This window comes from Paraglaciecola sp., from assembly GCF_039943935.1.
GTDB lineage: Bacteria > Pseudomonadota > Gammaproteobacteria > Enterobacterales > Alteromonadaceae > Paraglaciecola.
The window spans coordinates 132,025-144,387 of record NZ_JBDUZQ010000009.1 but is presented as its reverse complement, the minus strand read 5'-3'; the positions used below and the strand labels follow the sequence as shown (position 1 = coordinate 144,387).

At 41.2% G+C, this 12,363-nt stretch carries 8 protein-coding genes; 3 read left to right on the top strand and 5 right to left on the bottom strand.

Annotation, left to right across the window (positions count from 1 at the left end):
- Positions 1 to 18: 18 nt before the first annotated feature.
- From ABJD71_RS05475 to ABJD71_RS05455, 5 genes are all read right to left on the bottom strand, one after another.
- On the bottom strand, positions 19 to 2,136 hold the full coding sequence (locus ABJD71_RS05475; protein ID WP_348165757.1) for a glycoside hydrolase family 36 protein: 2,118 nt from the start codon (positions 2,134 to 2,136) through the stop codon (positions 19 to 21).
- 27 nt (positions 2,137 to 2,163) lie between these two features.
- Positions 2,164 to 3,063, bottom strand: coding sequence for a DMT family transporter (locus ABJD71_RS05470; protein WP_348165754.1), 900 nt, complete (start codon positions 3,061 to 3,063; stop codon positions 2,164 to 2,166).
- 67 nt (positions 3,064 to 3,130) lie between these two features.
- Positions 3,131 to 3,874 (bottom strand): SapC family protein, encoded by a 744-nt coding sequence (locus tag ABJD71_RS05465; protein WP_348165751.1) that lies wholly within the window; start codon positions 3,872 to 3,874, stop codon positions 3,131 to 3,133.
- Position 3,875: 1 nt separating this feature from the next.
- Positions 3,876 to 5,417, bottom strand: coding sequence for a tryptophan halogenase family protein (locus ABJD71_RS05460; protein ID WP_348165748.1), 1,542 nt, complete (start codon positions 5,415 to 5,417; stop codon positions 3,876 to 3,878).
- A 76-nt stretch (positions 5,418 to 5,493) separates the two neighbouring features.
- Entirely contained in the window at positions 5,494 to 8,226 is a 2,733-nt protein-coding gene (locus tag ABJD71_RS05455) for a TonB-dependent receptor (protein ID WP_348165745.1), read from the bottom strand.
- A gap of 289 nt (positions 8,227 to 8,515) precedes the next feature.
- On the opposite strand from ABJD71_RS05455, the gene ABJD71_RS05450 reads away from it, so the two are divergent.
- The 3 genes from ABJD71_RS05450 to ABJD71_RS05440 are packed head-to-tail and all read left to right on the top strand — an operon-like array spanning position 8,516 to position 11,964.
- Positions 8,516 to 9,793, top strand: a complete 1,278-nt coding sequence (locus tag ABJD71_RS05450; RefSeq protein WP_348165742.1) for a D-tagatose-bisphosphate aldolase, class II, non-catalytic subunit — start codon at positions 8,516 to 8,518, stop codon at positions 9,791 to 9,793.
- 27 nt (positions 9,794 to 9,820) lie between these two features.
- A complete protein-coding gene (locus ABJD71_RS05445) occupies positions 9,821 to 10,972 on the top strand; it encodes an SIS domain-containing protein (protein ID WP_348165739.1) in 1,152 nt (383 codons plus the stop codon).
- Positions 10,973 to 11,001: 29 nt separating this feature from the next.
- Positions 11,002 to 11,964 (top strand): BadF/BadG/BcrA/BcrD ATPase family protein, encoded by a 963-nt coding sequence (locus ABJD71_RS05440; RefSeq protein ID WP_348165736.1) that lies wholly within the window; start codon positions 11,002 to 11,004, stop codon positions 11,962 to 11,964.
- Positions 11,965 to 12,363: the final 399 nt, after the last annotated feature.

Sequence of the window (12,363 nt, the reverse complement as noted above, 5' to 3'; positions counted from 1 at the left end):
GCCATAGTCCCTGATTATCTATTGAGTGATGGGAGTGAGTTCGAGCAGCAGGTAATCATTAAATGCTATTTCTAACATTGCATTGGGCCCACTGACTTTACCTAGATCTTGCTCATTGATGTAATCATAGACTTGATAGTGACCGGCTTGTAAACCGCGCAGTTCAATATCACCATTCCACTCTTTAGCATAAAACCCGTAGTAAAGGCGCTCACCTTTGGCGATAGCGTGAGCTTCTGGTAGGTCAAACCCAATATCGTAAAGTTCCCCTAAATACTCACCTTTAGGCAGCATTTTTTCGTTGTATAAGGCAATCCATTTACCCCACTCTTGTTCTTGTTGGGCATTTAATAGAAAGGCTTCTGCAGCTTTGTTCCCTGAAGGAATAGTAAACTTCGTTCCTACTACAGCTCCTATTCCTAGTGACGATGCAAAATCACTAGCATTATCACTTAATTCGACATGGTCACCATAATAAGGGGCTGAGTCTCCCATTAACCCTTTTAATGTTTTGCCCTTGAGACGAACTTGCCATGATGTCAGTGGATCTGAACTAACAGCTTGGTTCATGTAAGGTAAGTTATGAAACGCGTAAGAAGTGCCACATGGACATATTTCAACTACAGCTTGTTTGTCTATTTCAAGGGCAGTGTCGTACACCACTTTCCAAAATTCAGCTAGTTTTTCTACAGACTCATTCGGTGATTTATGATTGTGTTTAGGGTTATAACAGGGTGGCACCCCGTTTAAATGTTGACCGTCAATTTTTAACCCCGAAAAGCCCCAAGTGCCCATCATTTTTTTAACCAGTTCTTTGGTATATTCAATGGTGCCTTCATAGGCTGGGCAGAGGTAGAAGCTATTCCACCATGTCACATCATGCACTGCACCTTTTTCGTCAAGGAGTAACATGTCTGAATGCTCATGTAATAAGTCGGTACCTGGATCCACTGCTAATGGCGCCCACCATAACTTAGCTTTTAAACCTTGGTCGTTTATTTCTTTTACAAAGGCTTGCATATCTTTGTCGCCATTCGGGAACTTCTCTGGGTGTAAATACCAGTCACCTTCTGCTGTTTGCCAGCCATCATCTAATACAGCCCACTTTAGCCCCATTTCTTTGGCTTTAGGCAGAGTGGCCAGCACTTCGTCAACACTAAAATCTCGTTCGTAACCCCATGCACACCATATGGACTCATAGGCTGAATCGGGAATGTCATCCATTTTTAAGCCTTTATCAGCCATTGCGTTTCGATAATTTTTGAGAGTGGCGTAGTAGTCGCCTTTGTGTGCATTCACGAAGGTTTCAATTGTTTGAATCGATTGTCCTGGTGCCAGCCGAACGGTTTGCTCTAGCTCTATGTGTAACTGCGCTGTGTGACTATTTTCTGGGTAGCTAACGGGAATCGCTACCAGTTTAGGGTCCACTTCACTATGACCTACAGCTAGCCCTATGTCTTTTCTCCATATATCCGAAATTGCTGTACCGCTACCATAATCTGAAGCATTCATGCCCATATAATTTTGTTGCGAAAAGCCTGGTTTTAAAGGCATAACCCAATCACGTCTGTCAGAGAATGAAGCCCCTTGGTATGACCAAAATGCAGCTTGTTGTGACGTACTATCTGAGTCGCTAGTCAGTGCGTAGTGATTATTGACCCACTTTATAATTTGCATCGGTTGTTCTGAGGTATTCTCATAAATCAGGCTGAAAAATAGCATCGAAGGGTATGCATCGAAACGTCTTATTGAGATTGTTTTTCGTAACCCTGAAGTCGAATCTCCAAGTATAGTAACTTGCTTTCCTGGGCCTAGTTCAGTGTTAATGTCATGTTCAGAACGACTAATAAAAGCAAACTCACTTACGACCTTACCCCCCTCCAAGATTACATATTCACTGGCTTGAAAATTGCCAAGCTTCTGTATAGTGCCGTTTAGGTTAGAGATGACTCTGCTGTGTAAATTTTGGTCGTACTCAATGCTAATTAATTCGTTCGTTACTATGTAAGTAGCCTGTGGCCTATCGTGATTTTTCTCTACTAATGATTGGCTGGTGTGAGTGCAACCAATTATGCTTAATGTCAGCAAACTGCTGAACAACAAAATTACCATATGTTTTTTCAGAGTCATCTTCATAATACGTCCTATTGTAAAATTGAAAGATTAGTGCTTTTCAATTTTGTCTTTGTCTTCGGGTTCAATGGCGAGAATAACTGCGGCAATGATTGCCAAGGCTATACCTAGCATTTTTGCGTCTGAGGGAACGACACCCATTAATATAATGGCCAGCACAGCTGATATAAGGGGAGCACCCGCATTTGTTAGGGGAGACACTAAAATAGCTTTGCCGTGTCTAAATGCATAGACCAAGCAAAGCGCGCCAATCGAATTTAGTACTTGGATGCCTGCAGTGGTTAATAATACCGAGCCACTAGTGTTTATTTCTTGAGTGAAGTCCGTCATGGCATATGCCATAGGGATAAGCGCTAGTGCGGTGATTGTCATGTAAAAGAAAATACTTTCAGCACTCATGCTTTCATTCGAAAATTTCATAAAGAATGCCTGTAATCCCCAAGCAGCCATCACAAATAAAGCTAAGGCAAACCACAGCAAACCTTGGCTCTGAGACTCTGCTGGCCCAGCAGAGTATTCAAATAAAGGTAAGGCAATGAGCGCTAACACTATACCGAATGCTCCAAGCTTTCCGGTGCGCTCCCCTAATAGCCCAAAAGATAAGGCGATGGTGATAATGGGAGAAAGAGAAACAATGGGAAATATTAAATAAGCAGGGCCTACATTGACGGCTTGAAATAGCAACATTTGGCCACCGGAGCCAAGTAAACCAATTGAGCACCCAAGTATCACTGAGCGTTTATCATAATCTAATTTCCAAGCAATGAGCTTTAGAGCAATAAGGCAGGGTGGGATCATCGTTAATGCCCATATTGAATAGACCAAAGTAGAAGGGATGGTTTCATCAGCGAACAAGCCTGTCATAGCCCCCCATAGACCCCAAGATAAGGTGGTGATCAAGGCAAACATTAGCCACTTTTTTGATTTCATTTTTTTCTCCATAACATGCTATTTATAATCCGTTAGAAAATAAAAACATTGTTTTATTATAAAATTTTCACTCGTTCTCAATAAGCTGAAGTGTGCTAATAGGTCGCTTTGAAAATGTTTTTTTAAGACGAATTAAGTCGTATAAGTTGTAATGAGATGCAAGTAACGTATACGTAGGTGCAAGGTAGCCATGCTGATGTCCCAAGCTTAGTGCGTCTGGTGGGAGTTGCTGTAAAGCGCTTGCGTCGATGCTGTACATCCCATTAATGATACTTTTTTCACCGGATGAATATTTCATACCTAAACGCACAGGTTTCAGCAATGAGAATTCCAAAAGCCATTCAATGAATGCCATGCTCTGTAATTTTTGTTCATAGGTTTGCTTTAAACGCTGTAAGGTGGTGTTTAGTGTTTCACTAGGGCGACCGGAATTATAGAGTGGTTGCCCTTGATCATTGGATAACAGCGGGCTGCTGATATCGATATGGGGTGACCATTGGTTGTCAGGTGTTTTTGCCATAGTAAAAGGCCAACATTGCATACTTTCAGAAACATAACTTGCACGCCATTGTGTATCGCTGTAGAACAGGTTTTCTTTTTCTTCTAGCCCAAATAAAGCCACACTAAAGAGCTTTCCTGTTGTTCTGTCCTTAATGAAGTAAATTGGGTAACAGGTGCTGGCTGGAGCAAATTCATTTACATTTAATGGAGTAAACTGAATAGTTTTAGTGTAGGTAAATAGAGGGTCGACATTTAATTTTAAGTCTTTGTGGGTGCTAGGATCTAGGGCTTGTATATGAGAATTTACCATCTTAAATTTCCATGAATCCATACTGATGAATTTTATCTATTAATTCTCTGTGTTTAGGTAGCCTAATAGAAAGTTTTTGTTGTTCCTGTTGTCTCAAGTCAAAAAATTTATTCGCAAGTTCTGAATTGTCTAATGTGTGCTTGGCGGCGGCAAAGTTAGTTTTAAAACCCATACCATAGAGTACATATTGGTAACTTGGGGCTCGAAATATGTCTAGTTGACTAGCAAAGTCAATATCTGAGGGAGGCATATATTTCCAGTCTTCTAGTAGCGCTTGCAATGAGGTTGGTATTGAGCTGGCTTCGCGGTTGTCACGCCAATATTGTTCTGAGCGTTGGCTCAAAACGTAATGTAGTTTGAGAAAATCAATGACTCTGTGCCATCGATAGATAAAAGCATGGTTGAACCGCTTGGCACAACTCGGCATAGACTCATACGTAGCCGGAAATTGATCAGCGAGCATAGTGGCTGCGGTTTCTACAAACATTAATGCCGATGCCTCTAAAGGCTCGAGAAAGCCAGCAGATAGTCCAATGGCTACGCAATTATTTTTCCAAGATACCTCCCTGTGGCCCGCTTTAAATGAAATTTTACGAAATTCAGTGGGTACAGATTGAGTACCTATATACATCTGTAGCTGCTTTTTAGCTTGTGTGTCAGAGCAGTGCTGGCTTGAATAAACATACCCCACGCCCCGGCGGTGGGGTAAACCGATATCCCATATCCAGCCTGCAGGTTGGGCGCTAGAACGAGTAAAACAAGGAATAGACTGGTCTTCACTTGCATAGGGAACATGGGCGGTTATCGCGCTATCGTTAAAAAGGATATGCTGTTTAGAGATAAACGGCACATCAAGTGCCTTGCCTAACAAAATACTTGAAAAGCCACTACAATCTATAAATAAGTCTCCTTGCACAGTTTGATGATGCTGGGTAACTACTGCACTAATGTTTCCTGCTATACAGGTTTTTACGTCAACGACTTGGTCTTCAATATGTTTGACATTAAGCTTGGTTAAACAGTGCTTTTTTAAAAGAGAGGCAAATTTCACCGCATCTAAATGGTACCCGTAATTAGCCAAATCTTTGTATTCTGCGGTACTAATTAATTTGGGCGCTAAACCTTGTTCACATAATGATTCTTGGCAACTTACAGCCCTAGAGAATGAGGCGTCAATCGCACTATCTTGCCCCCAGAAATTAGCCAGGTTAATACGTGGGTATCCCTTAGTACTATTGAATGGGTGAAAATAAACATCTGATTTATCACCCGTTACCCATCCCTCAAATTTACTGGCTTGTTTAAAGGTAGCATCGCATTGGGTGATTAAATCAGTTTCAGTAATACCTATACGTTTTAACGTATTGCGCATGGTGGGCCAGGTCCCCTCACCCACTCCTACAGTAGGCACATTCTTTGACTCAATTAAGGTGACTTTAGGTGCTCCTTGGATTGAGGCGAATTTTTTTGCCAAAATGGCTGCGCTAATCCAACCTGATGTTCCGCCACCTACAATGACTATGTTATTGACTGATTTATTCATGACAAAAGAAGAAACTTTTATTGATTAACTCAAATAGCAGCAAAATGGGTGAGCATTTTGCTGCCAGCTATTGTTGTTAAAAAGTATAACGAGCGCCGAATTTTAACGTTCTACCGTAGACTTGAATATTGCCTGGCAGATCGTTGCGACCTTGGAATGTGCGGTTTGACTCGCCTAATAGATTGTTTCCTTCAACGAACAATTGGGCATTGTCATTTACGTTATAATTAAAAGAAGCACTTACCATGGATACGGCATTCGTCGTACTTTGATAGTCATCTCCAAGAGGGCTGAATGAATCTGCAACTAACTCACCTGTGTAGTCCAATGCTATTTGTGTACTGATTTTGTCTTTTTCGTAAATTAGAGATAATGAATAAGAATTGTCAGCCACCCCAACTAGTGCTCCGGCATCAACGCCATCGACTACTGTGCTAGAGTCGGTATAAGCATAACTTGCAGTTACACCAAAACCATTTTCAAAAAACTTCTGGATACCTAATTCAAACCCTTTAACTTTAGCCGTATCGCCATTAATTGGCTGAGTCACTGTAAAGTTTTCACCTGCAATAACTACATTGGTGGTATTCAAGGTGATAAAACCATCTAAATCTTTCCAAAATAGAGAGGCGCTGAGTAAGCTGTTCTCTTCAAAATACCATTCTAATGCCGCATCGATTTGATTTGAGTATACGGGCTCAATGTCAGGGTTACCGCTAATATTCATAGTGAATAATCCTGATTGAGCATTGTCTGTTGTTAAAGGAGCCATTTGGTCAATTGTGGGGCGAGATAGTGATTTTGCAGCAGCTGCTCTAAATAATAAATCTTCTTGCAGGTAAATGCCGAAGTTGGCCGCAGGTAAGAACTTTGTATAACCTCCTTTTGCAGTTTGCGCGGAACCATCAGAATATTCTACATCCCATGAAGGATTTGACGAGTCTGGATCAACAACGTCTATCGACAGAATGTTGTTATACGAATATGCGGCAGTCACATCGGTATCTATTACCCTTGCGCCAATATTTGCGTACCAATTGTCACCTTCTAAATTGGCTTGCGCATATAAGGCTGTTGTATCTTCTGTTATGTCATAAGAATTAACTGGGTTGTAGACTGGCTCCCAAAGAGCTGATTCATTTTCGCCAAATGTACGAGTGTTGCCGTTATAGTCTGTTAGTGTCATTCCGTCAGATGCAGCAAGTCCTAAAGCATAATCAGGAATACTGAAAATAGGGAACGATCTAGGAAAGTTGCCAGATTCGCCGTCGAAAAGGTTGTCGTAAGGAAAAGGTAATACAACATCAGCGCCCACTTCACCAAAAGTAAAAGGGTATCCACAATAATTACATGCTCCTGCGCTGTAGTTATCATAGGCTGTATTTGTTTTATTTCGACTGGTATATGCAATGCCAAAGTCTACACTCACCAAATAGTCATGACTGAATTGCCAATCACCATCCAAGGTATAACCAGTGACTTCATCTTCTATATCACTGCCATCACGTGCTGCCCAGTGAGGTGAAAAGTCATCATTTCCAAAGTCATCGGAGCTACGGCCTTCGGTCCAGTTAGGGATGTAATCTGGTAAGCCACCCGCATTTAGGCTATAGGTACCTGAGTGCGCACCAGGCGCACCCGCTACTACAAAGGTGTTTTTTCCTCCTGAATCACGCTCAGAGCTAGATCGGTAAATATCACCTTTAATGGTTAGATCATCAGTTACCATATACTCAGCACTTAACGCGAACATACTACTATCTACTGTGCGGTGTTCATCTAATGTTACTACTTCCATAGTCACATCTGCGATATCCATTTGAGTGACTACGTTACCATCTAATACAATGTTGGTAAGGCGGTCTTGTGCAGCACTTGCATCTACCATATAAAATGATTGAGTGTAGCCTGTAGAGTCCGCTTCTAATTGAGTTATCATCATATCTGCAGTGACTTCTAAACGGCTATTTGGGCGCCACTGTAATGAAGAGGTTAGGCCATTGCGTTTGAAGTCTGTGGCATAAGCACCTAGAGCGTATGACCCCGGGATCACTAAATTTTCTTCATCTGAACTAATCGTGCCATCATTGTTGACGTCATAACTCAAACCATCATTTACGCCAAACACATAGTTGTCTATCATCTCATCAGCTCTTTCAGTACCTGATGACGAACTAAGACTGACAATAAAGCCAAGAGTGTCATCCGCAAAAGTGTTACTGAATACACCATTGAATTTTTTACCTACCTCTTCAGAAAGGTCATTGTAATCGCCTGTGACAGATACAACTCCCTGCATGCCTGGATTATCAAATGCGCGGGCTGATTTGAGGTTTACCGCACCACCAATGCTGCCTTCAACATTTTTAGCTTGAACTGTTTTCCATACATCTGCACCGCTTATCATTTCTGAAGGGATAACGTCGAAAGCAAAATTACGCCCTCCATCGTCGGTCGCTAAAATTCGGTTGTTGAGGGTAACGATACTAAACTCTGGTCCTAAGCCTCGAATATTAACGTACTGAGCCTCCCCACCACGGGTCCTACTTACTGTAATACCAGAAATATGAGAAAGAGAGTCTGCGACATTGTCATCTGGAAAGCGTCCTAACTCCTCAGCTGCTATTGAGTCTACAAGAGATTTTGCTTCCTTTTTGTTAGACAAAGATTCTGCCAAGCTACTTCTCACTCCAGAGACTGAGATGACTTCTGTATCATCCTGTGCAATAGCCTGTGGAACTGACATAACGGATACAACCGCTATAGATAGTGCTGTTCTTCTAAACTTTCTTTCCAGTATTTTTATCATCTCTTCACCCTCTCATTTTTATTTCAGTTTGTAATGTTGTTTTAGTAGTCAAACAAAATTTGATAAGCTTCAATCGATAATGAAGCTAAATGAAATTTAAGTCAAGGCAATAAGAAATAAAATGAAGCGTTTAGGTTTTTTGGTTTCATTTATTGTTTTTTAATTTAGCTTTATTATACTTTCACTTAAAATAAATAAGAATATGAAACATTTTGTGTTATATTCTATTCGTTTTTGTTTCACTTTATTCCTTTGGTGGAGTTTAATCGTTAGATAAGAGGTAAAAGATTTGGAAGCATTATTACAAATGGTGCAAAGGCACAAAGCAGGTGAGGTAACCGGTGTTTATTCGGTATGTTCTTCTCACCCTTTAGTCATTGAGGCTTCAATGCGTCATGCGTTGAAGCAAGGCGAAACCTTAGTTATTGAAGCAACTTCTAATCAAGTGAACCAAGATGGTGGTTACACGGGGATGCGCCCTAATGACTTCTGTAATCTGGTTTTTTCGATAGCAGATACAGTAGGTTTACCGCGAAACCGTATCATCATGGGTGGTGATCACCTAGGTCCAAACTGCTGGCAAGATTTAACTGCTGAAGAAGCTATGCAGAAGTCAGATATATTAATTGCAGACTATATCAAGGCAGGCTTTAGAAAAATTCACTTAGACTGTTCAATGTCATGCAGTGATGACCCTGTGCCTTTAGGTGATGATTTGGTTGCATTAAGAGCGGCTAGGCTTTGTGCGGTTGCAGAACAAACGTGGCAACAAGTGGGTGGCGAAACACCCGTGTATATTATAGGAACTGAAGTGCCAGTTCCTGGTGGTGCTCAGGAAGGTTTAGATGAACTGACTCCCACTTCAGTAGAGGCGGCAACCGAAACCATTGCAATTCATAAACACGCTTTTTTTGATGCAGGCCTTAAATTAACATGGCCGAGGATCATTGCATTGGTTGTGCAGCCAGGTGTTGAATTCGATCATCATAAAGTGATGGCGTTTAAGCCAGAAAAAGCCCAGGCACTTAGTCAAAATATTGAAAATGATCCCCTTATGATCTATGAAGCGCACTCAACAGACTATCAAACTGCTGAGCACTTGGCTGATTTGGTTAAAGGACACTTTGCGATTCTCAAGGTTGGACCATGGTTAACCTATGCTTTACGTGAAGCATGTTGGGCGCTAGATTTAATCGAGCAAGAGTGGATTGAGCAGGCAAACCGTGCAAATTTGAAACAAACTTTACTGCAAGCCATGCAGGACAAGCCTGTCTATTGGAAGAAGTATTATTCACAAGACACCAAAGAACAGGCATTGGATTGTCAATATAGCTTGAGTGACCGTATTCGCTACTACTGGCCACAACCGGAGGTCACAGCTAGTTTGAATAAACTGATTGAAAACTTAGATAACACTCCTCCACCTCTAACATTAGTGAGCCAGTACTTGCCTAATCAGTATGGCGCTATAGTGAATGGAGAGATAGGTACCAGTACTCAAGAACTGATTTTTCATAAAATATCAGAAGTGTTAGCACAATATTCAGCTGCTTGTCATAGCAATTAAGCCGAACTACGAAGGAGGTGTAAAATTATGACCTATTTAGATTACTCAGAAGCAACATTACGAAGTATGGATGCTTATTGGACTGCCAAAGAAATTGAGCAGCAACCCGCGACATGGCAAAAAACTTATCAAATGCTAGAGGCTAACAAAGGCAAAATAGAAGCGTTTTTAAGGCCAGTGTTAGACACCAAAAATATTCGCATAATTTTGACTGGTGCAGGTACTTCAGCATTTGTAGGTGCCAGTATTGCCCCTGCTATTTTAAAAAGCTTTGGTGGTCGAGTTGAAGCCATTCCAACTACAGACTTGGTGTCTAATCCCCATGAGTTCTTTCAAGAGGATGTACCCACTTTATTAGTGTCATTTGCTCGTTCAGGGAATAGCCCAGAAAGTGTTGCAGCATTTGAGTGTGCAGAAAAACTGGTAAAAAACTGCTCTCAAATTGCGATTACTTGTAATGCAGAAGGGGCCTTGTATAAACGTTGCCAAGGTGACAATAAACTTGCGTTGCTTATGCCAGAAGAGACCAATGATAAGAGCTTCGCTATGACTTCAAGTTTTAGTTGTATGTTGTTGACTGCTCTTTACGTGTTTTGCCCCTCGGATGCTTTCGAACAGCACTTAACTGCAGCGATTAATGCGACCTCAGCATTATTGAAAACCTACAATATGATGTTGAAAAGTGTGGCAATGAAAAAGTTCGAGCGTGTGGTTTATTTGGGTAGCGGTGTATCTAAAGGCTTGGCTCAAGAGGGAGCTTTGAAGTTACTTGAACTAACAGACGGGCAAGCATTGTCTACCTTTGATTCACCTCTAGGGTTTCGCCACGGGCCGAAAGCAGTGGTTAATGATAAAACCTTAGTGATTATTTTTATTTCAAACGATCCATACACTCGACAATATGACCTAGAGTTACTCGCAGAATTGCAGAATGATCAAGAAGTTGGGCAGATTTTATCAATTACGGCTAAAAGTGACCCAGTGTTTAAACAAGGTGAGTGTGTGATGTTGGATAGTATGTCTGAGGTTGACGATACTTATTTAATATTCCCATTTATTGCGTCAGCTCAGGTGTATGCCTTACAACATTCTTTGGCGATAAATAATACGCCAGATAATCCAAGTTCATCGGGTACGATTAATCGTGTGGTTCAAGGAGTGCATATCCACGCTTTGTAAGTGAGATATGGTTAGAAGAGGTAAGTCTCATGTTTTTAGGTGTTGATGGCGGGGGTACAAAAACCGCGTTTGTGCTCATTGATAAAAATGGTCACATTTTAGCTGAACATTCAGAGCCAACCTGCTATCACATCCAAGTGGGACTTGATGGAGCAAGGAATGTCATTGAAAGTGGCATTTCAAAGACGCTACATTTAGCTAAAAAAAACGTTAATGACCTTACTTACGCTTTCTTTGGGTTACCCGCTTTCGGTGAAGATAGTGAAGTCGATAACCGCATCTCCGAGTTGCCCAGTAGTATATTGTCAGCAAAGCAATACCAATGTGACAATGATATGGTGAACGGCTGGGCAGCTGCATTTGGTGGGCAGGACGGCATTAATATTGTAGCTGGAACTGGATCTATTGCTTACGGCGTGCGAAAAAATCAGCGTGCTCGTTGTGGTGGTTGGGGAGAACTGTTTAGTGACGAAGGCTCAGCATATTGGGTTGCCATAAAGGGGTTGCGTGCATTCTCACAAATGTCTGACGGTAGATTAAAAAAAGGGCCTTTATACGAAGTCATTAAACAAGACTTAGCTATTGGGCAAGATTTAGATATTACCGGACTCGTATTGTCTAAGTGGCAAGGCGAGCGTAGCCGGATTGCAGCGGTATCAACTTTGGTGAGCAAAGCTGCGGGTTTAGGGGATTATGAAGCTTTGAGGATCATGGAAGAAGCCGGCAAAGAGCTAGCTAAAATTGTACTCAGTACCCGTGACGTGCTAGGTTTTACTGAAAATGAGCATGTTAACCTTTCATTTTCGGGCGGTGTGTTTCGCTCGGGCTCATTGGTTTCTAAGCCAATGAAAGACGCCCTTAATCAAACTACATTGCGTTTTTCTATTTCATCACCTTTGTATAGCCCTGTAATTGGTTCGGCTTTGTATGCTATGCATTTATCAGGTGAAACTGCCTCTAAGTCATGCTTACATAAGTTGCAAAACCTCTAAATTCAGAGTCATGCTAGCCAATCAAGTAACAGTCAGAAAAGCATAGTAAATGGTCATAGGTAATTTCTGACATCTGATTTTATCAAGATGAATCTAATTCTATTAACCCCATCCAATATGAACCACGCTTTTAGGGTGGTTTGCGTTACGCTCCGATGAGCCGCTCTATCGCCGGAGTATGTTTGGAAACCTCAATAAACCTGCAGTGATGATACGTTTCTTGAATGGGATTTAACCTTAACTTTAACGATATTCCCTAATTGCTGCAAAATGAAATTTACCATGTCTTTTCTATATAAAAAATCATTTTTTAATGTCACTTTTTGTTTCACTTATGTTTTTTTTGACTATTTATGTTTCGTTTTGATAATGTTTTGAGATTTCATTTGATTTCAGTGT

Coding starts and splice junctions, on each gene's coding strand:
- ABJD71_RS05465 (WP_348165751.1), bottom strand. CDS start 3,874: ATGGTAAATTCTCATATACAAGCCCTAGATCCTAGCACCCACAAAGAC.
- ABJD71_RS05475 (WP_348165757.1), bottom strand. CDS start 2,136: ATGAAGATGACTCTGAAAAAACATATGGTAATTTTGTTGTTCAGCAGT.
- ABJD71_RS05470 (WP_348165754.1), bottom strand. CDS start 3,063: ATGAAATCAAAAAAGTGGCTAATGTTTGCCTTGATCACCACCTTATCT.
- ABJD71_RS05440 (WP_348165736.1), top strand. CDS start 11,002: ATGTTTTTAGGTGTTGATGGCGGGGGTACAAAAACCGCGTTTGTGCTC.
- ABJD71_RS05445 (WP_348165739.1), top strand. CDS start 9,821: ATGACCTATTTAGATTACTCAGAAGCAACATTACGAAGTATGGATGCT.
- ABJD71_RS05455 (WP_348165745.1), bottom strand. CDS start 8,226: ATGATAAAAATACTGGAAAGAAAGTTTAGAAGAACAGCACTATCTATA.
- ABJD71_RS05460 (WP_348165748.1), bottom strand. CDS start 5,417: ATGAATAAATCAGTCAATAACATAGTCATTGTAGGTGGCGGAACATCA.